A 26,953-nucleotide genomic window follows, 5' to 3' on the forward strand; every position below is an offset into this window, starting at 1 on the left:
ATTTGCTTTTTATAAGTTTAACTTCAATCCAACTGAATAAGTTCTAATTCCAGGATAACTGGTTTCATAATTTCCTCCAAAATTACCATAAGCGTTAACAGTTGCCGGGTCGGTTCCCGGATAGGAAGTAATTGTGAATACATTCGTTCCCGACACATAGACTTGTCCACTTATCGGTAAACCTTTAATCTCTGGTATATCATACGAAATCCTCAAGTCCTGTAATCTAAAATAAGAAGCATCATGTAAACTCATTTTAGTCAATGCAGGAACTCCCTGTCCCAGATAAATTGCCGGAATATTAGCATCAGTATTCTCTGGTGACCAACGATTGTAAAGGTTATAATCAACCAGTCCGGCCAATTGGCTTGGCACATTCTGTAGTGTTTTACCATAATACTTCAAGCCTCCAATCTGAAAACCAAAATTAGCTGTTAATGACAAACGCTTGTATTTCATGTTGGCATACATTCCTCCAAACAAATCAGGATCAGGATTTCCGATAATGGTCTTGTCTTTACTATCTACCTTCCCATCACCGTTTAAATCTGTTAATTCAAGATTACCTGGGTATAATGTTCCATAATAGGAAGAGTGTCCATTGTCTACTGCATTTGCATTCAACTCATCAATTCTATCCTGATTTTGAATGATACCATTGTATTCATATCCAAAGAAAGAACCCATGGCATGTCCAACTGCCAACACCTGTGATCCTGTTCCCTGAACAATGGTTCCACTAGAATTCTCTACTGCCCCCTCTTCTTCCAGTTTTCGAATCTCATTCTTATTGGTTGCCAGGTTTAGTCCCAAATCCAACACAAAATCCTTCCTGTCAATAAGCTTTGCTTTGATATTGAATTCAAATCCCTGATTTCTTACACTACCAATATTGTAATACATATCGTTAACAGCCATACTCGATGGGAAAGAAAACTCACGAATCAAGTCTTCCGTATCTTTTCTGTAATAGCCTATGGATCCTGTCAATCGATAATTGAACAATGCAAAATCCAATCCAGCATCGTATTGAGTTGAAAGCTCCCATTGGATGTCTTTGTTACCAATCTGTGAATGCTCAATACCAGGCTGATCGTTATATTTGGTAGCCCTGTACAAATCTCTGTTAGAATAACTATCTAAATTCTGAATACCGGTCTTACCAGCTGACACCTTTAATTTTAGGTCATTTATAAAGTCAAGATCATTTAAAAACTCCTCTTTGTTAATTCTCCAGGCAATTGCTCCCGATGGAAAGAATCCGTAACGATTGTTCTTTCCAAACATAGAAGAACCATCGTAACGAGCAGTAACAGTGAAAAGATACTTATCCTTATACTTGTAATTTAAACGAGCAAATGAAGAAAACAGAGACCTTCCTCTCTTACTATCTGATGAACGATCAAACTCAGTTCCTGCAGAAACATTCGTATAGATCTCATCCATTGCAAAACCGCTCTTTGCAAGATAACCAGACTGGCTTTCAGAATCCTCGTAAGAAACACCACCAACAAAATCAATATCATGAACTTCATTAAATGTTTTTGCATAGCTCAAAGTATTATCAAGCACAGTATTAAAACCTCTGCTTTCAGCCTTGCTTGCCGATGCTTCATTGTACCAGCTCAAATAACTTGGTGAAAATTGATAATTGTAATTCATGTATTGATTCACCGAGAAACTGGTTTTAAACTTCAGGTCTTTCAATACTGTTAGTTCTCCGTAAAGATTACCGGATAGCCTGTATTCATCTGAGTTGTTGATCTCGTTTGATTCTGCTACTGGATTCACATCGTAATAAGAAACTCCATCCTCACCATATACAGGTAAATCAGGACGATGTCCCTGAGCTGAGAACATAGAGGTACCAGATCGGCTCTGATCTGTGTAAGACAAGTTGATTCTTGTCCCGATCTTAAATTTAGGATTGATATCAATATCCAAATTCACACGACCTGAATATCTTGTCAGATCATCATGAACCACCATCCCCTTGTGATCCATTAAAGAACCGGAAATAAAATAAGAGATATCCTTACTTCCTCCGCGCACTGACAGGTCTACATTCTGTCTGTTTGCTGTTTGTTTTACCAAATCAAACCAATCGGTGTCTGCGTCACCAACATATCCACCATCCGGATCAAGAATGTTCTCTGCCGTTCTGTTTCCCGGATCTACTACCAATGTTTGGTTGGCCAAATCAGTTAAAAAAGAACGGAACTCATCTCCGTTAAGCATCGAAAAATTTTTAATCTGAGAATCCGTAGAGTAATTGTAGGATACAGAAAATTTAGCTTTCTCATTCAATCTACCTCTTTTGGTAGTGATCATCAACACACCATTTGCAGCCCTTGATCCGTAAATAGCTGAAGCAGAAGCATCTTTCAACACATCAACCGAAGCTATATCAGACGGAGGAATGGAATTTAAAATCTCCGCATCATCTGTAGGTACACCATCAATCACGTACAATGGCTCATTACTACCAGTAAGGGAAGTAGCACCACGAACTCTTACTCTTACCGTTTCACCCGGACGTCCTGTGTTTCCACTTACCATTACCCCTGCAGCCATATTCTGCAACAAAGAAATAGAAGACGGAACGTTTTTCATTTCCAACTCTTTCTCAGAAACACGAGCTACCGAACCTGTAAAATCTCTAACTGCTGTTGTTCCATACCCTACAACAACAACTTCTTCCATTTGCTCTGTATCTGCGGTTAAAGTAATATCTTGCACAACTTGTCCAGTATACTTAATTTCTTGTGGCAACATTCCAACAAAAGAGAAAATCAATACTGCATTTTTATCTTCCAATTCCAAAGTATAGTTCCCATTAATGTCGGTAGCAACACCCGTTGTGCTCCCCTTAATTACAACAGATACACCCGGTAAAGGCTCCCCATATTTATCGGTTACTCTTCCTTTTAGTTCTTTCTTTTCCTGCACTTCCTCTATAACGGGAACAGGATCCTGTTTGGTAATGATTACAAAATCCTCAACAATTTCGTACTTTACCGGTGCTTGCTGACAAATTTCATTCAACACTTCTTCCAGACTGGCATCTTCCATATCCAGCTGAACTTCAATCTCATCATCTATTTCATTTACATTGTACATGAAATAAGTACCAGTTTGATTATTCAGATCTTCCAACACATCAACCAATGATGTTTTAGCCTGAACACTAACTTGTTGTCCGAGAAGAACAGATGCAGAAAGCTGCAAGCTGCCAACAAGAATTAAAATAAAACTTAGCTTCATAACAAGCAGGGTTTTTCGAATGGTAGGTGACATACACCTCCACATAAGGTTTTTTTTCATAACTTTATGGTCTAGATTAATACTACCATTGACACAATTCTCAATGGTTTGTTATTTGTAAAACAGGGAATGTGGCCGCATTTCCTGTTTTTTTTATGTGCTTTGGGGTGGCCGCCACAAAAGCACAATATCTTTATTCAGGTTTCCCTACAATAATTTTATCATCTTTAATGGCAAACTGTACATCTGCCATCTTTTCTATCATTTCGAGTGTAAAGTTCAAGCTTTTGTTTTTCTTGGCTGCACCCGTAAATCGGTACTCACGATATCTGTGATCGGTAAAGAAGAATTCAACATTGTACCATCGGCTTAACTGATGGCAAATTTCTTCCAATGACTGATCTTTATAACGGAACACTCCATCTTTCCAGGAGGTATACAAATTAGTATTTACCCTTTCTACCTTAAATCGATTGTCTCCTTTTTTTACAGTTGCCTGAAATCCTGGCTTCAACAACTCCTTATTCCCCAAACAGCTTAGCTCTACACTACCCTCAACCAAAGTAGTTGAAATGTGCTCCTCATCATGGTAAGCTGATACATTAAAACTTGTTCCCAGCACCTTTATTTCGGTATCGTGCGATGCTATAATAAATGGCATATCTGGATTATGACTTACTTCGAAATAAGCTTCTCCAGTTAATTCCACTTTCCTTTTGTTTCCCACAAACTGCACAGGATATCTAAGGCTCGATTCCGAATTCAACCACACTTTTGTTCCATCGGCTAATACCAGCGAATACTCTCCTCCTCTTGGAATTTCAATTTGATTGTAAATCACTCTGTCTTTAGCGGAAGAAGCATTATCATATATCAATTCGCTGTCAGCATTCTTTTGAATCAAAGTTCCATCTGCCTCAGTAATCAACTCCTTGTCATTTTCCTCAAGGTTCACTTTTTGTCCATTTTCAAGCGTAAGTACAGCCTTTTTTGAACCAATGCTCGATATTTCCGCAAAATTATAATCCTTTCCAAAATCATAATCAGTTCTTACCTGCTCAATCATGAAATAGCCAACTGTAAATAAAACCACAACTGCTGCAGCATAAGGCAACCAAGTATGTAATCTTCTTACTTTCGATTTCTTTTCAGGCTTCGACAGAGATTTGCTAATGTTCAACCATGCATCTTCTTTTTGAATTTGATCCAAATTGCTCAAAGCTCCACTCTCTTTAAAAAGAGCCAGGTATTGGGCAAACTCATCAGCATTGGCCTCATCTTCTTTCAGCCACTTCTGAAGTTTCTGAAATCCCTCTTCAGAAATTCTCCCTTGTTGATATTCTTGAATTAGTTCTATAATATGTTCTTGCGAAATGTTCATTTTCCCCATTGTTTATAGCTATAAGTGTGTTTTTTGAAAACGGGTGACAAGTTTTTTCAACTTTTTTAAAAATATCTTTTAAGGTAGTGAACAAAGGGTAATTAGCAATGAGTAATTAATAATGAATAATTAAAGGGAAGAGTAGCTTGAAGCTGAATGATATCTGCGGCGTTTCCGATAAGCAATACCACGGTGCACTGCACCTTTGGTTTCCACATGCTTGCAATCTGCAAATGCTTCGGTGCTATGCACCTTTATTTTAAACTCAAAACAAGCCACAGTGTGGCGCAGTATTTATAGCAAGAGGTTCAATTTTGATGTAAGGTGCAGCGCACCGGAGTATTCGGTTAATTTTGGGAAAGCATTATTTTTAAGCATGAGATCCCTCAATTCTTCGGGATGACTGCAAACTTAGAATGTACAGTTGATAACTGAAAACTGATCAAGGTAGCAAGATCATCACCAATACATCCAAATTACTTCGCAACTGCTTTAAAGCTCTGGAGTAATGTGTTTTTACTGTATTGATGGATATGTCCATATCTTCAGCAACTTCGGCATATTTCATTTTCTCGAAAGCTATGGCTTCAAAAACGGCTTTGCATTGGGCGGGCAAAAGAGCAATCTCTTTATATAGGCTTTCTTTTCTTTCTTCCAATTGCTGACTTTCGTAGTTGTCTTCGATGATATTGTAGGCCTTATTCTCCATTTCTTCGAATCGAAATTTTTGATCTTTTTTTATCTGATTGATGGAATTGTTGCGAACAATACTAAAAAGGTAAGATTTAATAGAACCAGTAAAATTAATCATTCTATTTTTCTCCCATAGGGTAATGAAAGCTTCCTGCACAATGTCTTCTGCTTTCTCGTAGGAATCGAAATATTTATAGGCAAATACACAAAGGGGTGTATAATACAAATCGAACAACATGCGAAGACCTGTTTGATCTCCATTCTTGAATTTTTGAATGATATCTTGTTCGTATTGCTCCATATTAACCGTGGTAAAAGTAAAAAAGCTTGTGGAAAATACAAAAAGCCTACGGAGTGGAGAAAATTCAAAAATACCAATTCAATCTTTATATATGATAAACTTAAATTACTACATTTTCAGGGATACCTAAGTCAGGATAACATCTCATTGGATATGTTGTGAAGTAAAAAAGAAAGGCCAACTCAAACAAACGAGTTAGCCTTTTTCAATTTCTATCAATCAGTCTTACCCTTAAAAGCTGAGCTTGTAAACATTCGATTCCTTCCCAACTTTGGTATCCTTAACAATGTAAAAGAAGGTATATTCTCTTAACTCATAAGACTGCTCATCTCTCTTCGCGCGAACATCGATGTATTTGGATCCATTGCAGGTATCCAAATACTTAAAATGGCCTTCCCCATTAATTCGACTGTAAATGCGAACTCCATCAGTTCCTTGTTTTGAAATCCTAATGGTTGGATATCCACCTTGCATTTTCACTTTTACTTCCGGCTTCATATCTGCGGTATCCTGATTGGTATAGGTAATTTCAATTCCCAAATCGACACCAATTGCCTTGGTATAATTGGGCTTAGCCATTAGTTCAACTCTTCTGTCACGCATATAAGGAGTCAATACACCTCTGGACTCATTGAGTTCCTCAATTTTTGCACTGGCATTGGCTACTGCAATATCTTTGGCCTCTTTTTTTGCAATAACATCATCCATAATTGCAATATCCGCAGCAATTTCCTCATCTGTTAAACCTAAAATGTCTTTATAGAGTGGAAGTTTCTTTTTGTAGACAGCGGCTTTATCAACATAAATATTCTCAGGCCCTGCGATAAAGTCGTGCCGTTTTTTAAGTATAGTCATAACTGTAAGATATTAATTCAACATTGGGGCAAGATCATAAACCATTTAGATTAGTCATTTCTTTTTTGAGCTTACCCCCTTAAAATCCATCGTATAAAATAAATCTCTAAAAATTTATATCGATTTACATATTCAGAACGGAAAAAACTTCCATCCCAATGGTTGAACCAAATTGCAATGAGCTACAATTCTTATTGTTAGCACAACTTACTAAGAAGAGAATTGGTTTTGCGAAAAGCCAGAACGATTCAAGAATATAACAACCAATCCAATTCCATCAATTCAACGAGAATAAACTTTTCATTATTAAAGTTAAAAGAGAAGCACAAAAAAATAATCACAAATCAACAAAAAATTTCATTCAATTATTATGATTTACTCTCCTTCCTTTTATCAACCATTCTATACAATTGATAATACATTTTTATGACTACTAGAAGAAATGCGGAAATTTGAGAATCTCATTTTTCAAATTCGAAAACATTCATTTTCTCAAACAGAAACATAAAACAACAAGATATTTTCAAAAAAAGAATAGCACTCCAATTCCTTACAAACAGTACAAGACAGCCTCAAAACTTTTCATTGATATAACTTATCATCACAAAATCATTTCACTCATTCAATCCATCAAAAAAAAATTTTACATTCTAAGATAAGATCCAATTTATGTTAATTCATCTTAAGAATATCAGGCTCAATTATTTCCTTATGTGGTCATTTCTTGAACTGTGAGAGTGATTTTTTGGAGTGTTTTGTGGCAATTTTCGGGTGAAAATGTCCACAAAAAACATGTGAGAGCAATTCTCACACTATATTCTGACGATTTTCAAATGTGAGAATCATCAAAAAACATATAAATACCCACTTTGAACATGAAAATCGCAATTTTCAAATGTGAGAATCGTCAAAAAATAGCTGAACTGAGGATTTTCACGTGTGAGACTCACTCTCACACATGTGAGAATGAGTCTCACACTCTAATCTGAGCATTTTTAAGTGTGAGAATTCACCAAAATAATGTGAGAATCACTCTCAAACCCTTTAATTTCGGGCTTTCTTGTAATTCTTACTCTCAAAACTGTTTTTGCACCCCCCTAAAACTTGCCCTCTATACATATATAAGGTATACAAATACTCTTGCCCTAATTTCCGCGAAGTTTCATTTGAACTATTTTATTGTTAATCATTTTTCAGTCAACTTCTATTTTTATGAGCTTAAAAATTGATTTCATTTTAGAACAAAACGTCATGTTTTTTCGCTTTAGTCACTAAAAAAGATCAATTAACAAACAAAAGTAACTAGTTTGCAATGGTAAATAATTGGTCCAAAATGAATATGGATAATATTAGATTACAGTACCGAGATAAATAGATATTTATAAAGTTTAGACCTGCTTAAGCTTGAAAGAGGCTGTAAAATAGGTGGAGTTTCCGAAAACCAAAATAAAAGAACAAGCAGCAAAACTGTAACAAAAAACGCCCCTCCAATGTTACATTGGAGGGGCGTTAATTTTAAAGCGGGATATTACTACTAATCAATTATCTATATATCGGAAAATTAAACAACCTGTTCTTCTCATTATTTCGCACCTCAGCTTTAATGCTATTCTTTTCACTAATGATTGTATCTCCTATCTCTATAAAATCATAAAACTCATAATCATTAGAATGAAAATAAAACTTATATAAATCATCATTAGAATCCTTCAAAACAAAGGTTGGATTAAGGCGAAAAACAGAATCAACATATTTATCCTCAACAATACCATAAACATCAAACTTTGTCCTTCCAAGAGAGAAATGGCTTTCAAAATATTTCTCATATGGCTCCATTGGTTCCATTACTAAGTTTAAAATTAGAAGAGTCAGTAGTCCTCCTCCAATGAACACAATTTTCAATTTATTTTTCCAACTCATATCATCCTTTCATGGAAGATTAAATATTAATTTAAAGCTAATCAACTCAAAAGAGAAAGAATTTCTTCCTCTACTTGAAACAAAAAAACTGTGCCTTCAATACCTGAAGACACAGTTTACTGAGCCACTAACTAATATATTATCCTCTAGTGAGGAAACTGAATAAAATACTTTCTAATTGTCTTTTACAAGACGAATGTACATTCTGTATGTACTTGGTTTGGTACTTCCTCTGTTTACACCAGCTTTTGAACCTGAAAGTGCTCTGTTCCAGTACGACTTACCTCCAGTAAAAATATTTGTCTTGTAAGAGTTGGTCCAGAAATAAGTATATGAACCTTCACCTTTGTCTTCAACAGTTTTATTGTATCCACCAGGAAGGGCGTTAAATTTCAATTCGTTTGTTGCTTCAGGTGTGCTATTCCAGGTAGTACTTAAGAACTTGTGAGTTGTGTTTCCGCGGTATCCTGTATAATCAACATCATTCTCATCCATACCACTAAATCTTTCCAGCTCTTTCCACTCCTCGTCGGTTGCTACGTGCCATCCTTCAGGAGCAACATCATCAAGATAGTATGCACTGTACATTACACCATACTTGCCGTAGTTTTCGTGAGCCTTAGCTTCTGCTACTGTTGGCATAACAAAATCGCTTTGTCCGAATCCAGCAACAATTGGCAATCCATAAACCGAACATTTGTTCTCATCGTTATCAGGATCTACAAAGAAAGGAAGGTATGCATAGTTCTCAGCCAACCAGGTCTTGCCATTAATGGTTACTGTCTTATAAACCTTACCATCTCTTGTATCGGTCCATGTACCTTCAGCAATACCTGTTTCGCTGCCTCTGGTTGTGAAGTTAATTACATTACTTTCTACAACTGCACCAGTTTCATCCTTGGTTTTAAGCATTGCGTAGTAAGCAGTCTCGAACTCCAAACCTTCCACAACAAACGTCAATTCTTCAATATCTGCCTGCTTTAAATCTGCAGCATCAAAAGAATCATCTGTGCTTACGTAAAGGTCGTAAACCAATTTTTCAGGCTGCAATTTTCCTTCACTATCTTTTTTCTTGTCAGGATCGGTTGAAGCCTCCCACGATAGCTCTACATTCAACTTGTCATCCTTAATCGATTCTGTAATTTCATCGTTTAAAACTGCAGCTGTTGGAGGTGTGTTGTCGGTGCTAAATGAGAATACATCACTTGATGTTTTTCCACCTTCACTATCTACAGCAACAATCTTCCAGAAGTAAGTTGCATTTCCTCTAAGGTTATTTAAAGTAAACTCAGTTACTGTCAAATCTTTCTTGTATGGGAAATTCTCATTGATTTCCTTATTGGTTCCGTAGTAAATGGTATAAGTTACGGCATCATTATCAGCATCAGTTGCTTCCGACCAGCTAATTTTAACTGTCTTAACAACACCGGTATGCTCATTTGCAGGAGTTTTAAGATCAACTTTTGATGGCAATGAGTTCAAGGTAGTAAAGCTTGCTACATCACTGGCTACACTTTCGCCTTCAGTATCTACTACAACCACTTTCCAGAAATACTGAGTATGTCCATCCAACTCTACAGCATACTCTGTTGCTGTAATATCTTTTGCAACAATATCACTTTCAGTTAATTCTTCAGATTTTCCAAGGTAGATATTGTACTTCAATTCATCTCCATCCAAATCTTCTGCTGTCCATTTCATTGTGATGTTCTTCTCAACATCCACAGCTTCGTTTAATGGAAATTCCAGACCTGAAACTGTTGGTGCAGAGTTTTTGGTTGTGAATGACCAAACTTCCGATTCAGCGCTACCTCCATTATCATCGTCGGCAACCACTTTCCAAAAATATTCAGTATGTGGCTTTAAGGCTGTTTTAAGAGTAAATGTATTTTCCGAAATGCCTTTTGCTACTTTATCATCAGCTATAAACTCCTTTGTTTCCGAAACATACAAATCATATTTTACCATGTCGTTGTCCGGATCAAGGCTTTTCTCCCAATTGAAAGCAGGTTTTACTTCCATATCTTTAGCCTCATTAACAGGAGTCGTTAATTTCGCTGCTGATGGCAAACTGTTTTCATCATCATCCTCGCACGAAAACATTGATAAAAGCCCCAAAGAGATGAGTGCAATTTTAAAAAAATTTTTCATTGTTAATATATTTTAAAGGGTTAGAGCAAGGTGTACAATCCCTGGTACAAAGCAATGTAACACCTTGCATACAAATTAATTCTAAGAAATTTTCAGGGTAAATCCTTCTTGCTGTGATTTGGTTAGGAGCACCCTTTAATAATCAGTTATTCTAATCTTGTAATAAAAAAGTCCTTTGGATTATCTTGGGAAATAAAATCCCAATCAATTAAACCATATTCAACAGTTCTTTTAATGTACCATCCTCCATCATTACACAAGTAGTCCACCAATTCGTTGAACTCTTTGTTGTTTTTAATGGCTTCTCCAACACTTGGGTCTTCATTGTCTTTGGTACAAAACTCACCTGTCAATCGCTTCATTTTAATACGATCTTCCTGCAATTTTACCATTTCCAAAGGCACAAAATAAAAGTAGAACTGGTTGTATCTTTCAAAAGAGAACAACAAACCTTCTCCGAGATGTTTTCCAAATTCATAGTCATGATTGTATACCTCATCAAGCACAGGGTTTCCATCTTCATCAAACAAAGGAATTCTCTGTTTGTAATCAGTTACCACTACCATACTCTTAATTACAGGATTGGCTTTTTTCATAGCAATATACTTGTCCCATGCCTGCCCGAAACTACTTCTCAATTTCAGACTGTAATGATTCATAAATTCATCATATACACCAGGCACATAATACATTGGCAAGTCAGTACAATACAAATAACCTTCCAAATCAGAGTTTGCCAATTCGTATCTTTTCTTCTCCTCATTATAGGTGAAATACTGAATTTCAGATTCCTCAACTGTAATTGGAGTGCTTAATCCCATTCCATCATGGTCGAAATACAACATCTTTCTACCTGAATAGAATTCTCCTTTATAATTGTAATTGTAATCGCAAGCACTAGCCATCGAACTCAAATCCATTCCCAATACAACCGGATTTTCTTCACTAGCACCCAAGCCTGAAGTAATGGCCAGGTTCATGTGTCTTTTAGTGCGTTGCTCACCCAGCAGGTTTACAAATTTTTGGACAGGAGCAAAATCCGAAAGGTCACGGTCCGCCTTCTGTAATTTCAATTTTCCTTTGTACACTTTCCCTTCCAGAATAATTTCTGTTTTGTCTTCAGAAATGGAAACGAAATTGTATTCAATGTCTCCACCCATTCCATCAGGAGCAGTTTCCCCCGGGTAGCTCAAAGGCGTAAAATTATCATTGTAGGTATTGAATACCAATTCCATATCCGCTTCAGACATGATTTTGTACTCACTAACTGCCGGATCTTCCAAAGTATTGGATTTAAGACTTAAAGTATTGTCTTCATTAAAATGTGCCACATTGTAAAGCACGTATTCAAACTCTCCATTTACAGAGCAGGTAAATTTCCAGCCAAACTCTGAATCAGTCAGAATTTTCTTGTATTCCTTAATGGTAGATTGCATTCTTGCATCTGGAAGCTCATCAAACTTATTCTCAAAATCATTCTTATCGCAAGAAGTCATGCCTAATGCAAGAAAGATGAACAATATGATATATTTAAATTTCATTTGGATTTCCTTTTAATAAATTAAAGATTATTCCTCGCTGTTTTCAAGAATTAATTCATTGGTTGCAATCTCTATTTTGCCTTGCAATTCAAACAAATCAATTCCCCACTCAGTTTTATAATATTCAGTAATAATATCAATCTTCTTAAGCATGATAGATAAACCAATAGGTCCGGCTTGATCCTGCTGAAGTGTTAATGATCCGTCTTTATTTTGAACAATACCAATTCCAAACATGTACAGCTTCATCTGGAAATCTGATAATACCTTTTGAGTCAAATTTCCGGTAACCATACCATATTGATCTTTTTCAGGAACTACTCTTTCAATTGGCATATTACTGTTTTGAACTGTGGATAATATGGTTGCTACAATCTCAACGAAATCTTCATGATCATTGGACATACCATATGGTGTAATAAAACCTAAGGTATTGGCTTTTATATCACTAAAGTTGTACCAAGCTCCTGTATAATTTCCTTTAGACAATTCCTTAAATGCTACCGGATAGTGAATTTTCTGGTGTAAAATGTGAGAAAACTCATGATGCATGGTATGAAAGGCTTTAGCCATTCCCTGAAGATCAAGATGATCAAATGCATCCACATCGAACACAGTCACCTTTCTTCCGCCTTCAGCTAAACCTAAGGTCATGGTTCCATCATCGTTGTACTGAGGAGTTCCCACCAAATAGATCAATTTAGGAACATAGGTTTTAATGAACTCTTCTCCTCCGACTTCTTCATAAGGCTTAATCCAAATTTTATGCAGTGCCTTCATGAATTGCTCAGCCTTCTCCTTACGAGGAGGGGTTACATGAAAATTGTTATCTACCTCACCATCTTCCCATTTCCATTTTATTTCCATATTATATGGAACGGTAAAGGTTTCGTACAACCACTTATCGAATTCACTCTCGTGAACTTCATCTACATAAATAACTGATTCTTCTCTCAAATCATCCTCATTATCACAAGAATAAAAAGCAAACAGAGAAAGAACACAACAGAATTTTATTAGTATATTTTTCATCGTCTTCAACTTATCTAGGGTTAGCTTCAATACCTTGTGCCTGCGCATTTAGTGGTATCTGCAATTGTTTTCTCGGATCTTTTTCAGACAGGTAAGCAACATCGCCATTTACAAAATAGTGTCTCACCTTTGTGTTGAATCTTTTGTGATCGAACCATCTGTTTCCTGTGTAGTAATACTCTTTTCTACGCAAATCATAAAGGCAATTCATATACACACGTTGGGTTTCATCTAATTCGTAAAATGGACTCAAGCCATACTCATAGTTTGACTCCTTGTACTCTTTTTCCATTTTCGTGAAATCCACCTTGTGAGTTGTACCATTGTAAGCACGTAATCTTCTGCTCATATAAGAATCCATATCAGTATGAACTGCAGTATAGTTTTTCAACATGGCATTGGCTTCCATACGAAGTAACAGTGCCTCTTCCACATCAACCAGTACATTCATAATCATGTAGTAACCAATATCGCTGTTCAGACCCGTTTTTTTGGTATGATATCCCCACTTCACGAAGAAAATATCAGGATCACCACCGTATAAATCCCAAATCCAATCCCCACCAACAAAACTTTTTCTGTAAACAAAATCGTAGAATTCCTTGCTCATGGCATATTGGTAACTTCCATGGAAATATACGAACCAGCTACTGTACTGAGGTGTAACCAACAAATTTGCTTTCTCATCTGTCTTTCCCCATTGAATAATGGCTTCGTTGATATCCATTTTGCTGTATTCACCGTTAAGATCTCTTAACTGCTCTGCAGGATCGCTTGCAAGTACAAGATCTGTGTGTTCCAGCACTTTCTGAAAATTGCCTTTCCAGCTGTAAAAACGAGCTGCAAATGTATGTGCGGCTTTAAAATTCCAATGAAGAATTTTATTGCCGTAAGCATTATCATCAATGTATTTTAATCCTTCAACAATATCCTTTTCAAGATTTTCATACACATCAGCTACAGTCCCTCTGTGGTACTGGGTTAACACGTTAGTTTCCGGCTTAGTAACATATGGTATCCCAAGATCGCTATCTGCTGTTGCAGGATCATAAGTCGGACTCCATAGGTTCACCAACATGAAATGACAATAAGCTCTTGCAATCAATGCTTCCCCATAAAACGGTTTCACATCATCACTCATCTCACCATTGCGTTTGCTTTTCTCAATGGCATCCAAAGCATGATTTGCCTGCTTTATGGCTGAATAACAACCTGTCCAGTATGAATCAGGCGAATCCTGAGTCGTCAATCTAAAATCAAGCCAATTGTAGGCATCGCTGTTGATTTCATTTTTTCTTGAACTTTTTGGTTTCTCAGTTGCATTGTCACTCATCGCGTAGCAAAACATCTGGTGGTTCTGTTCAGGATAAGCGAATGTTAGCAACTCTCCTATTTTTTCAGGAGAATCAATTACAGTTCTATCATCTGGCATTTCGTCAAGAAAACTGCTGCATGAAGTAAATGCAAGCAATAAGGCCGCCAGTAAGATGTTAATATTATTTCTCATTAGGTTTTTCATTATAGGTTCAATCTTAAGCTTAGGGTATATTGGCGAGATACCGGAAGTGCAACTCCACCGTTACCGAAGAATTCAGGATCCTGACCGTTTAAAGCTTTGTCTGAATACAACAGGAACAGATTGGTTCCCTGCGCTTTAATAGAAACATTGCCAATTCCAAACTTACTTGTCAGTTTTTTTGGAAGTGAATAAGAAATTGACAATTCTTTTAATCTGACAAAATCACCTTTAGCTACACGTTGATCAGAGTAGTTGAAAGCGTTATAGGTTGCTTCAAGACCAGAACCAAATTCCTCATAGATTCTCTTACTGGCAATTGCCGGAATATTGGTAATCTGCTCATCGCCCGATTTCATCCACCTGTTCTTCATGTCCTGAGGCATAGCATCCAAATCACTGTATTTAGCATGGAAACTTGGATACAAACGAATAACATTCCCGAATTGATAGGTACAGAATAGATTCACCGACAAATTCTTGTATTTGAATCTGTTTGAAATACCACCTGTTACCTTTGGATCGATACTACCTTCGTATTTCAGGTGAGCAACATCGGTATCCTGGAAATAGATGTTCTTGGTTACATTTCCTTCCTTGTCATAGTAAGTTGGCAAACCTCTGTTATCCAATCCTGCAAAGGGAATCGAGAACAAACCTCTAACGGCACCTCCAAGAGTAGCTGCTCCTTCAGCTTTGGTCAGACTTAGGATGTTAGGCTGTCCATACAATTTTGTAATTTCATTCTTATTGTAGGCAAAAGTCAGGTTTGTATCCCAGCTAAAGTCATTCATTTTGATGTTCTTCGTATTTAAACTAAACTCAAAACCTTTTGACTCCATATCTGCATAGTTAGCTAACTTCCATAACTCACCACCAATACCTGATGTTTTAATGGCTGCAATTAAATCAAAACCATCTCTTTTATACATATCAGCACTAATGCTCACTCTGTTGTTCCAAAGACCAAGGTCAAAACCAAAGTTGGTTTCGTATTGTTTCTCCCAAGTCAATTCTGAATTCATCAAACTAGAAACTTTCAATCCATTCTGAACTTCATTTGGAAAAGGTGCAACAGATAATCCTGACCTAAAAACAGCTCGGCTATTAGTTGCCGGTCCCATACTTGCAGTTAAACCATATGTTCCTCTAAAGCTTAGATGTGATAACCATTTAACATCCATAAGGAAAGGCTCTTCTGTAGCATTCCACTTAGCACTCACATTCCAAGTTGGCAACCATCTGGCATCTTTTGAATCTCCCAAACGGTTACTTCCATCAACACGAACAGTAGTGTTTAAGGTATACTTACCTGACAAGCTGTAAGCCATATTGGCAAAAAATGCTACTGATCGATCTTTTGAAGTAGCGGTTCCAAAATAAGGGAAACCAGCCTGAGTTAATTTCTTGATCATATTAGGATCTGTGAAAACAGTATTTCCTTTGTCATACTGAATACCGTAACCATCAAAGCCTGTAGCTTCGCGATCTGACGATTTCATGTCCTGACCAAGCATTACATTCACCAAGTGTTTATCGTTAAATGTATTGTTGTAGTTAATTACATTACGGAAATAAAAGTTTCTCAACATATTATCTTCCCTGTTGTAAAATCCTCCTTTTGGTAAAACAACCATTGGTCTCTGATTTGGATTTTCAGGATCACTCCACAGATATTTGTTTGCATCCTCAATGGTAGCATCATCTGCAGCGCGATATGCATTTGCAACATTTGAATGCTCCGTCATTTTGTGTTCCGAAGTGGACTTTACATATCGGATATTACCTACAAAATTATAGGACAAGTGATTGTTGAACTTATAATCAAGATTTGCCTGAATATTTAAATCCAGCACATTCAAATCAATGTAATTGTTCTTGAATTCCTCAAAAATGTTGAATGGAGCATAATTCATGCGGTTGTAACGATGTGATCCATCTTCTTCATAAGGAACAATGGTTCTACTTGTATTTAAGGCATAAGAGAATGGATTAATGTCAAATTCTCGACTGTAATCACCATTTACAGCATCTGAAGTTCTGCTGAAAGTTCCAGGTGCTTGCTGATCACGAAAGCTACCTTTTGTTGACATCCCAACCGATAATTTGTCAGTTAATTTAAAATCTCCCTTCATATTAATGGTATAACGATCAACCTTATCGGCAATGGTCCAACCATCATCATGCAAAAAACTTGAAGAAACATAGAAACTAGCTGTTTCAGATCCACCGCTCAAACTTACTGAATGATTTTGCATTAAACTGTTTCGAAAAAGAAGATCAAACCAATCTGTATTTGCCTTCTCGTACTTGCTCAAATATTCAGCTCTGGCCTTTGGTGTATTTTCCAAGCCATATTTTCCGTTCTCATAAGTATTAATGGCATCATACATTTGGTAGTACACACCGCCATCCTTACTTCGCATCATCTCAGCATGTCCAAGCCAGCCTTTTCTTTCCATTTCACGGAATACCGACATTTGATCCTGGGAGTTCATTATGTCATATTGTGCGTAATTTGGTTTAGACTTTACTGTAAATTCTGAAGTTACATTCACTTTGGATTTCCCCTTCTTACCTTTCTTGGTATTGATTACAATCACACCATTCATGGCTCTTGCGCCATACAAAGCAGTGGCTGAAGCATCTTTCAAAATCTGGAAATCTGCAATATCTTCTGCATTAATACCAGCAACCGAACTACTAATAAGTGTAGCTACATCACCAGAAGACAATTGATCAGGGCTAACATCAACAACGTCTTCCAATACAACACCATCAACAACCCAAAGAGGTTTGGTATCACCATAGATAGAAGATGCACCACGCACACGAATTTTTGGTGCTGCACCAAAAGTTCCAGACACATTCTGAACGCTTACACCGGCAACCTTACCTTCCATCATTCTACCAACATCAGTAATACCTGCTACTTTGGCATCTTCAGCCTTTAGCTTGGTAGCTGATCCAGCAAATAACTTTCTATCAATTTTCTGATAACCTGTTGTTACAATAACTTCACTCAACTGTTCTGCCGAAGATTTAAGAACAATGTCAAGATGTGTTTGATCAGTCACAAGTATCTCTTGGGTTTCCATTCCAATAAACGACACTTGCAAAATATCATTATCCGTTGGTGTATAAGAAAGTTCAAATTGTCCATCGAAATTGGTAGAAACCCCCACGGTTGTGCCTTTGAACACGACCGATACACCAGGTATTGGTAACTTTTGATCATCAAGTACAACCCCTGTTAATTTTTTCTTATTTTGTACGAGAGCTGAAGTAGGTAATGGCTTTAAAAGAATCGTATTGTTTGCCAACTCATATTCAATTCCCGTATTCATTAATACTTGCTCAAGAATTACCTCTACAGATTCGTTTTCATGACTCACCGTAATATCATTGATATCTTTTAAATCATTGGCATTATATAGAAAACCCAAATCAGTTTGCAATTCTATCTGTTGAATCAAATCTTCCAGACTGGAATTTTCCAAATCAACATTTATTCTACTTTGCGAAAGAATCGTTGCATTAGCCTGAATGCCAAACAACAATATTAAAACGATAACATTTCTCATAGTTCGTAACATTCTTACCCACCGAATAAAAGCGGCAGATGAGTCCCGAAAAAAGATTTTTTTCATAAATTTGTATGTGGATAGTAAAACATTGAATACCACGCCAGGTATTCATTATCTATTTAGAATCGAAAAATGCGCCAACATTTTTCGATTTTTTTATTTATTCGATATTAAAATAGTTTGTTCAGTGTGTTCAATTTTCACACCTGATATTTTTTCTATCATCTCAGTAATAACAGAAAAGTTATCAAAACGATATAGCTTACCTGTCAAGCGTTTGCCTTTCAATGCTGATTGCTGATAGAGTATTTTCACATCGTACCAACGGGAAATTGTTTTCATTAAATCTTCCAATTTTTGATTCTCAAACCTAAAATAACCATCAACCCAGCTCGTATATAAATTCACATCAACTTCTCTGGAACTAAGAATGCCCAAGCTTTTGTTCCAACCTGATTGCTTGCCCGGCGACAGGTCCAAACTTTCACTTTTTCCTTCAGCATTTACAAATACTCTTACCTTACCGCTAACCAATGTGGTCTGAACGCTTTCTTCATCCTGGTAAGCCATAACATTAAACTTTGTACCCAATACCTTCACTGCCATATCATCAACCTGAACAATGAATGGCTTTCCATTTTTTCTGACATCAAAATAGGCTTCACCTTTCAACTGCACTCTTCTCTCATCGGCACCAAAAGCAACCGGGTATTTCAATTCCGAATCACAATTCAAATGAACCATGGTTCCATCTGCCAGTTCAAGCTGATACTCTCCTCCCTTTGCTGTTTTTAGTGTATTGTAAGCTAACTGCTCATTTGCTACTGATGCAATATTTTCATATTTCAAACCCGATTCATTGTTTCTTCTGATCACAACACCCGACTGGTCGTTTATTTGTAAAAACTCATCGGCTTTCAATTCATGAGTCTCCCCATTTGATGTAATCAGAACTGCCTGGTTTTTTATTACGGGCATCTCAAGCTGACTTTTGGTCAATTTAGCCAGCTGCTCATTCTTCTCGATAGTTGACTTTAGAAACACACCAGTCGCCACTAATAAAGGAAGCATGATTACTGCAGCATAGCTTTGTACACGGTCAATAAATAGTCTTCTCCTTTTGGTTTGTAGTCTTGATATGAATTGATCCAAATGATCAGGAACCTCTTGAAGTTCCTCCTCACTTTTCTCATAGAATTGAATCACCTTCTGATAATAATCGCGATGTGACTCAGAACCCTGTAACCAATTCTCTAGTTTTATTTCATCTTGCTTGGAAATACTACCATTCACTTTTCGATAGATTATTTCCCAGTCTATTTTTTGCATTCCCTTATAAAAAGTAATTTATATTCATCAACCTCTCCTACCTGATACAGGAAAGTGCCCCTAAGACGGAGTTTAAAAAATAAGGTTAACAAGATTTCTACTTTTTTTTGAAAAAAAAACATATCAGATACAAGCAAAAGAAAATAACAACCTATTAGCCTTAACATTACAACAACAAATAAATTTCAACTTTTTAGGGTGATAAAATATGAAGTGCCTAGTTTTTTCTCCATTTATAGATACTGGAGAAAAGAAGTAATAATTCACGAAGATGCATCAGTTTTTTTCTTAATCCTTTTTTTGCTCTAAACACCTGTACTTTGACCGAATCAATTGAAATATCTAATTCTTCTGCAATCTCTGCATGCTTCAGCCCATCATACACCGACATTTTATAGACCTCTTTACATTGATCCGGCAATTCCTCTATGGCTTTCTTAATTTGGCGCGTAATACCTTCATCTAAGCTAAGATCTACTGAATCTGATAAAACCAGAGCCTCCATGAGCTTCAATTTTCTCTTATCCTCCACTTTTACCGTTCGCAAATAATCAATACACCTATTACGAACCATAGAAAACAAGTAAGCTTTCAAAGATCTGTTAATAGAACCAATACGTTCTTCCCACATTTTAATGAAAACATCCTGTACGATATCTTCAGCTATTCCGGGGCAACATACATATGATTCCGCAAAACGAAATAAAGGGGCATGATAGGTCTCATACAATAACCTAAAGCTAGATTGATTTCTATCTTCAATCCCCTTTAGTAATATTTTTTCATTGATTCTTTGCACCTTTCTTCGCTACCTTTTAAAATTATTGAAGTGGAATGTGCGAAGATAAAAATTTTAATGAATTGTCTAAGAATGAATACACGCCTTCCTGATGAAATGCAGTTTTTTTTATTAAAAAAAATATTAGGTATCTAAACTATCCTTAAAATACAGAAGCATAAGTTTTTTCATTATGTTGTTTTAAATCACATTATACTTGTTCTTTCAAAAAAGCACAAATTCCACTCTCAATATCAACAATTATACTTATGTTTGTGATGTGCATACACCAGCACAACTTTTACACCAAAGGAAACCTCTAATATTTCTGTTAAGATCAAATCTTAGGTATAATTTTTTACCTATTTTTACCACCCCTAAGAAAATTTAACAATACCGGTGCTTTTGCATCATTTTTTAAACAACAAGTACATTAACTAATGAAGAAATTATTTATTTTCTTAATGGCTGTGTTATGTAATGCTTATGCATTTGCCAATGGCAATTCTGAATGGATTCGTTACGCAGCAATTTCACCAGATGGAGAACAAATTGTTTTCACCAACAGAGGAGATTTGTATCTGGTATCGAGTAAAGGTGGCGAAGCTCGCCCATTAACCTTTCATAAGGCTCACGATTATATGCCTGTTTGGAGCCACGATGGAAGCAAAATTGCTTTCGCGTCGAATCGTTTTGGCAATTTCGATGTGTACATCATGGATGCCAAAGGAGGTGCTGCAATCCGTTTGACTTATCATTCGAACAACGAAGTGCCTTACACATTTACCCGCGACAATAAAAATATCTTATTTGGAGGTATTCGTTTGGATGATGCAAATCACAGACAGTATCCACATCGTTCGCAAACAGAATTGTACCAGGTTCCTGTAAATGGAGGTCGTGTTGATCAAGTTTTTACAATTCCTGCTGAAGATATAAAAATCAGCAAAGATGGAAAACAGATGATTTATCATGATGTTAAAGGTGGCGAAGATGAATTTCGCAAGCACCATGTTTCATCAGTAACAAGAGATATCTGGACCTATGATGTGGTAAGTGACAAACACCAAATGATTAGCTCATTTAAAGGTGAAGACAGAAATCCTGTTTACAGTACTGATGAAAAAAGCATTTACTACCTAAGCGAAGAAAGTGGGTGTTTTAATGTGCACAAAATGGACCTTGCTACACCTAAGAAAAACACTCAGGTTACAAGCTTCAAAATGCACCCGGTTCGTTACCTAAGCATGGCTAAGAATGGAACACTTTGCTATACTCACAATGGAGAATTGTTTACCATGACCAATGGCAAACAAGAAAAAGTGAATGTAAATGTTCGTACTGAAGACAAAGCCAATAACGAGCAAATTATTTCGGTTCGTGGTAATGTAAAAGAAATGGCTATCTCGCCTGACGGAAAAGAAGTTGCCTATATTGTTAGAGGTGAGGTTTTTGTTTCTTCGGTTGAAGGTAAAATGACCAAAAGAATTACAACAACTCCTGCTCAGGAAAGATTTGTAAGCTTCTCGCCTGACGGAAAAAGCATTCTTTATGCAAGCGAAAGAAATGCAAAATGGGGAATCTACGCAAGTAAAAAAGTAAGCGATACAGAACCTTATTTCTATGCTTCAACTCTAATTAAAGAAGAGCCAGTAATTGTTAATAACAACGACAACTACGAGCCTGAATATTCTCCTGACGGAAAAGAGATTGCTTTTATTGAAAACAGAAGTTCATTGAAGATTTTCAATATCAAAAGCAAAAAGATCCGTACCATTATGAATGGCGATCAATTGTTTTATATGGGTGAAGGAGATCAGTATTTTACCTGGAGTCCTGATAGCAAATGGTTGTTGGTTGATTACTCTCCTGTATTGGCAAATGGCGAAGTTGTAATGATTTCGGCTGATGGCAAACAGAAAATGATTAACCTTACCGAAAGTGGTTATGGCGACAGCTACGCCAAATGGGTAAACAAAGGGAAGCAAATGTTGTGGTTTAGTGATCGTCATGGATTACGTTCATATGCCAACAGCGGTTCTCGCCAGATGGATGTATATACCATGTTCTTCACAAAAGATTCATGGGATCGTTTCAACATGAGCAAAGATGACTACGCTCTTCTGAAGGAAATTGAAAAGAAGGAAAAAGAAGAGAAAGAAAAAGCTAAAAAAGAAGCCGATAAGAAAGACAAGAAAAAATCGAAGAAGGACAAATCTAAAAAGGAAGAAGCTAAAAAAGACAGCTTGCTGATTTTTGATTGGGATGGCATGAAAGATCGCAAGAAAAGATTGACCATTCACTCTTCCAGATTGAGTGATGCTGTTCTTTCTAAAGATGGTGAGACTTTATATTACATTGCAAAATTCGATAAAGGATATAGCATTTGGAGTACCAAACTACGTACAAAAGAAACCAAGAAATTAATTCCTATCGGATCCAGAGGTGGAAGCTTGCTTTGGGATAAAGAGATGAAAAAGTTGTTCTTGTTATCAGGGGGAACAATGTCGAAAGTTGACTTGGCAGGAAAATCTACAAAAGCAATTTCTGTGAATAGCGAAATGATTTTGGATGTTGCTGCAGAACGTCAGCAGATGTTCGATCATGTTTATGCTCGAAACAAAGGCATGTTCTACATTTCGGATTACCACGGAGTTGATTGGGATGCTTTAAGAGATAACTATGAGCCTAAACTAAAATCGCTTAGTAACGATTTTGAATTTGCTCAATTGCTTTCTGAAATGTTAGGTGAATTGAATGTTTCACACTCTGGTGCACGTTACTACGGAGGAATTTACAATGGTGACAAAACCGCTTCTTTGGGAATCTTTATCGATTACAAACACAAAGGAGATGGTATCAAGATTGCTGAAATCATTAAGAATGGTCCATTGGATAAGAAAAAATTCAATGTAAAAGCAGGTATGATTATCGAGCAAATTGATGGAATCAAAATTGGTAAAGATGTTGATTTTGCGAAATTCTTAAATCGTAAAGCTGGTAAATTTACTGCTCTTCACATTTTCGATCCTTCTGCAAAAAAATATCAAGACATAACGGTAAAACCTGTTTCATTAGGTACCGAGTCAGACTTGATCTACAAGCGTTGGGTGAAAAAGAATGAGGAGGAAGTTGACCGTTTGAGTAATGGTAAACTTGCCTATGTTCACATTCCTGGAATGAACGATGGTGCTTACCGTAACACTTACGAAAAAGTAATGGGTAAATACTACGACCGCGATGGTATCATTATCGATACTCGTTTTAATGGTGGTGGTGATTTGGTTGGTGACATTACCATGTTCCTGACTGGTGAAACTTTTATGGAATATGCCATTGAAGATCGTACAGTTGGTTACGAACCTGGTTACCGTTGGACCAAGCCTTCTGTAGCGATGATCAATGAATCAAACTACAGTGATGGTCACTGTTTCTCATGCGCTTACAAAGACTTAGGTATTGGTAAACTAATTGGTATGCCTGTTCCTGGAACTTGTAGTTTTGCTGGTTGGGAAATGCTTCAGAACGATCGCGTACTATGGGGATCAATTCCTGTAAGTGCGAAGAACAAAGCAGGAGAATGGTTGGAAAACAATCAGACTGTTCCTGATATTCAGGTTAAAAACATGCCTAAAACCATTACCAAAGGTGAAGACGAACAGCTGGAAGCAGCTGTTAAAGCCTTAATGGAAGAATGTACTGAATAAGCAATATAAGATAAAAGTAAAGCCGCTGAACATTCAGCGGCTTTTTTTATACCACATATATGGCTCTCCAAGAAAAACAAACATTTAATAAAAACTTTGGTTCCCACTATCATTTGGTATTAATCTAACTGATATTAAAGATGAAAAGCAATTCTTTATAGATTTGTACAGATCAAATTTCAACTTCGATGAAACAGGTAACATTCCAAATAATTTTTTTAATCATGCTTTTCTCATCCTGCAGCAAAAATGAGAATGAAACAAATTTTCCAATACAGGAAGATGATTTTATAAAAGGAGCAGATTTGTCTTTTTTACCACAATTGGAAGGTCTATCTATTCCATTCTATGATGAAGGAATACAATCAGACGTTGTGAGCATCCTTAAAAAACATGGTATGAATACAGTTCGAATAAGATTATGGCATACTCCTAATACCCAAAGCTCTTCCTTTAATGAGGTTAAGAAGTTTGCCGAACAAATTAACAAACAAAATCTCAATGTTTGGTTAAGCATTCATTACTCCAATACTTGGGCAGATCCTGCACATCAACAAATACCAGAAGCTTGGAAAAACTTAAGCTTCGAGAAACTTAAGGATAGTGTATATAATTACACTTCAAAAATAGTTAGCGAAATAGAACCTAAATACGTGCAAATTGGAAATGAAATTAATCCTGGTTTTTTACTTCCTGTTGGAGATCGATTCGAACAAATAGAGCAATTTAAAGAATTATTAAGTATAGGAATTAACGCTGTACGTGATACTGATCCCAATTGCAAAATTATGATTCATCATGCAGGTTATTCCAATGCCTTATCTTTTTTTAATGATTTAAAACAAATTGACTTTGATATTATGGCACTCTCTTACTATCCAATTTGGCACGGTAAAAATCTTTCAGAATTAAAATCAAGTATAAACCATTTACAAACTCAATTTTCAAAGCCAGTTGTTATTGCCGAAACAGCCTATCCTTTTACTCTTGATTGGAACGATTGGACCAATAATATTGTGGGTCAGGATAATCAACTAATTCTGCCTGATTATCCTGCAACACCCGGAGGACAAAAGAGTTTTCTACTCAAAATAAAAGATATTTGTGATGAAGTAGATGCTTTAGGATTTTGCTACTGGGGTGCAGAATATGTGGCATTTGATGGTAATGAATCAAAAAATGGATCAAGTTGGGAAAACCAAGCGTTATTCGATTTTAATAATGAATTACTACCTGCTGCTGAGGTATTCTATTAAAAATAATAAAATTCTATATTCAGGTTTAGCATTCTAAATAAGGAATAAAACACAAATAAAGACTCATTTGTCTTATTTAAGAGCTATTTTTATCACGTCTAAATTAAATTAGACCTATAAAAAGAAGATTGAATAAGATGATTAAGAATTTTTCTGAGTACCTGAAAGAGTTTGAGCAAACCCTTAAGTCAGTATTTTACGAACGAGACGACATTAACAAATTCAGCCTGAATAGAGGATTCCCTCCATTGGTAATGCGTGAGATAATGGCCGGTGCTCCTTTATCGGTTGCCATTCCTGAGAACTATGGAGGAAGAGGAGCTAAAGTGAAGGAATGTTTAGGCATACTCTCTTCTGCTGCATATGAATCATTGCCACTGGCATTAACATTGGGTATTAATATCGCACTATTCCTTGAACCTGTGGCCAAATATGCGAACAACACTGTTAAAGGAGGTATCTTCAAGCGCTTTTTGGAAAAACAACAAATGGGTGGTTTAATGATTACCGAACCTGATTTTGGTAGCGATGCTTTAAACATGCAAACTCATTATACCCAAAAAGATGACCTATACCATATTAAAGGGACTAAGCATTGGCAAGGTTTAACAGGATTGGCAGATTTTTGGTTGATCACCTCAAGACAGAAACATGAGCAAGGCAAATTGGATCGTGATATCGATTTTTTTATTTGCGATGTAACTCAAAAAAACCAAAAAGTTGTGGTCGAAGAGTATTTCGATAATCTAGGCCTATACATGATTCCTTATGGCACCAACAAACTTGATGTGCAAATACCAAAGGAATATAAATTAACTCCTGAAAGTACCGGGGTTAAAATGATGCTTGACATTCTTCACCGTAGCAGAATGCAGTTCCCAGGCATGGGGTTGGGATTTATTAAAAGACTGATGGATGAAGCTATTGACCAATGTAAAAGCAGAATTGTAGGAGGAAAAAGTTTACTCTCGTTTGATCAGGTTCAGCACCAAATCTCAAAAATGCAAAGTGCTTACACCATATGTTCTGCTCTTTGCGTGAGAAGTAGCGATAAAAGTGGATTGGAAAACAATTTGGCAAGCGATGGTGTTGAGGCCAACAGCATAAAAACTGTGGTTACCGATTTAATGCAGGAGTCGGCTCAAACCCTGGTTCAACTATCCGGAGCCAAAGGTTACCGATTAAGTCATATTGGAGGGCGCGGAATCGTGGATAGTCGTCCATTCCAGATATTCGAAGGAGCAAATGAAATGCTTTATACTCAAATTTCGGATATGATTCTGAAGTTGATGAAGAAGAAAAAAGAAAGCAACCTTTTTCAATTTTTGAAAGATTTTAATCTAACAGAAAAAGCATCTGAATATTTCAAGAAGGAAATTAATTTCTCAATTGATTTTAATCTTCCGCAGCGCAAACAAGTTGATTTGGGAAAAGCTTTAAGTAGAATTGTATCGGCTGGTTTCGTTCTAAACCTGGAAGAAAAAGGTTTTAGAAAAGATTTGATAAGCAACTGCATCAAGTCTTTACAACATGATATCAGCAACCTGATTAACTCCTTTCAAATCAACAAAAGAGTATCAAGCATTGAAGATTATCAGGACGGAAGCTCTTGGTTAGAAATGGCATAGGATGTACCAAATAT

General features: G+C 36.5%; 15 protein-coding genes. 3 read left to right on the plus strand and 12 right to left on the minus strand.

The window, feature by feature from the left end; translation table 11 throughout:
• Positions 1 to 9 precede the first annotated feature (9 nt).
• The 12 genes from BXY64_RS11435 to BXY64_RS11495 all read right to left on the minus strand — a co-directional run bounded on the left by BXY64_RS11435 (position 10) and on the right by BXY64_RS11495 (position 20,369).
• Positions 10 to 3,264 (minus strand): SusC/RagA family TonB-linked outer membrane protein, encoded by a 3,255-nt coding sequence (locus BXY64_RS11435; RefSeq protein ID WP_211334481.1) that lies wholly within the window; start codon positions 3,262 to 3,264, stop codon positions 10 to 12.
• Between the two features lie 193 nt (positions 3,265 to 3,457).
• Positions 3,458 to 4,645, minus strand: coding sequence for a FecR family protein (locus BXY64_RS11440; RefSeq protein ID WP_170150638.1), 1,188 nt, complete (start codon positions 4,643 to 4,645; stop codon positions 3,458 to 3,460).
• A 442-nt stretch (positions 4,646 to 5,087) separates the two neighbouring features.
• Entirely contained in the window at positions 5,088 to 5,639 is a 552-nt protein-coding gene (locus BXY64_RS11445) for an RNA polymerase sigma factor (RefSeq protein ID WP_120240116.1), read from the minus strand.
• A 231-nt stretch (positions 5,640 to 5,870) separates the two neighbouring features.
• Positions 5,871 to 6,494 (minus strand): hypothetical protein, encoded by a 624-nt coding sequence (locus BXY64_RS11450; RefSeq protein ID WP_120240118.1) that lies wholly within the window; start codon positions 6,492 to 6,494, stop codon positions 5,871 to 5,873.
• Positions 6,495 to 8,036: 1,542 nt separating this feature from the next.
• Positions 8,037 to 8,414, minus strand: coding sequence for a hypothetical protein (locus BXY64_RS11455; RefSeq protein ID WP_120240120.1), 378 nt, complete (start codon positions 8,412 to 8,414; stop codon positions 8,037 to 8,039).
• 174 nt (positions 8,415 to 8,588) lie between these two features.
• Positions 8,589 to 10,565, minus strand: coding sequence for an FISUMP domain-containing protein (locus BXY64_RS11460; RefSeq protein ID WP_120240122.1), 1,977 nt, complete (start codon positions 10,563 to 10,565; stop codon positions 8,589 to 8,591).
• A 146-nt stretch (positions 10,566 to 10,711) separates the two neighbouring features.
• The gene (locus BXY64_RS11465) at positions 10,712 to 12,106 is read right to left on the minus strand and encodes a DUF4302 domain-containing protein (protein WP_120240124.1); all 1,395 of its coding nucleotides are present in this window, start codon (positions 12,104 to 12,106) and stop codon (positions 10,712 to 10,714) included.
• Between the two features lie 27 nt (positions 12,107 to 12,133).
• Complete coding sequence (locus tag BXY64_RS11470) at positions 12,134 to 13,138, minus strand: substrate import-associated zinc metallohydrolase lipoprotein (protein ID WP_170150639.1); 1,005 nt, start codon at positions 13,136 to 13,138, stop codon at positions 12,134 to 12,136.
• 10 nt (positions 13,139 to 13,148) lie between these two features.
• Positions 13,149 to 14,645, minus strand: a complete 1,497-nt coding sequence (locus BXY64_RS11475) for a RagB/SusD family nutrient uptake outer membrane protein (RefSeq protein ID WP_170150640.1) — start codon at positions 14,643 to 14,645, stop codon at positions 13,149 to 13,151.
• A gap of 11 nt (positions 14,646 to 14,656) precedes the next feature.
• A complete protein-coding gene (locus BXY64_RS11480) occupies positions 14,657 to 18,238 on the minus strand; it encodes a SusC/RagA family TonB-linked outer membrane protein (RefSeq protein ID WP_211334482.1) in 3,582 nt (1,193 codons plus the stop codon).
• 159 nt (positions 18,239 to 18,397) lie between these two features.
• Positions 18,398 to 19,570 carry a FecR family protein gene (locus BXY64_RS11485; RefSeq protein WP_120240130.1) on the minus strand — a complete coding sequence of 391 codons (1,173 nt, stop codon included), beginning with the start codon at positions 19,568 to 19,570 and terminating at the stop codon, positions 18,398 to 18,400.
• A gap of 217 nt (positions 19,571 to 19,787) precedes the next feature.
• Positions 19,788 to 20,369 carry an RNA polymerase sigma-70 factor gene (locus BXY64_RS11495; protein WP_120240134.1) on the minus strand — a complete coding sequence of 194 codons (582 nt, stop codon included), beginning with the start codon at positions 20,367 to 20,369 and terminating at the stop codon, positions 19,788 to 19,790.
• Between the two features lie 419 nt (positions 20,370 to 20,788).
• Here BXY64_RS11495 and BXY64_RS11500 point away from each other — a divergent pair, with 419 nt between their 5' ends.
• The 3 genes from BXY64_RS11500 to BXY64_RS11510 all read left to right on the plus strand — a co-directional run bounded on the left by BXY64_RS11500 (position 20,789) and on the right by BXY64_RS11510 (position 26,939).
• Positions 20,789 to 24,055: a S41 family peptidase gene (locus BXY64_RS11500; RefSeq protein ID WP_120240136.1), complete on the plus strand. Its 3,267-nt coding sequence runs from the start codon at positions 20,789 to 20,791 to the stop codon at positions 24,053 to 24,055.
• Positions 24,056 to 24,243: 188 nt separating this feature from the next.
• On the plus strand, positions 24,244 to 25,311 hold the full coding sequence (locus BXY64_RS11505) for a glycoside hydrolase family 53 protein (RefSeq protein ID WP_120240137.1): 1,068 nt from the start codon (positions 24,244 to 24,246) through the stop codon (positions 25,309 to 25,311).
• Positions 25,312 to 25,448: 137 nt separating this feature from the next.
• Complete coding sequence (locus BXY64_RS11510; RefSeq protein WP_120240139.1) at positions 25,449 to 26,939, plus strand: acyl-CoA dehydrogenase family protein; 1,491 nt, start codon at positions 25,449 to 25,451, stop codon at positions 26,937 to 26,939.
• Positions 26,940 to 26,953: the final 14 nt, after the last annotated feature.

Source organism: Marinifilum flexuosum, assembly GCF_003610555.1.
Taxonomy (GTDB): domain Bacteria; phylum Bacteroidota; class Bacteroidia; order Bacteroidales; family Marinifilaceae; genus Marinifilum; species Marinifilum flexuosum.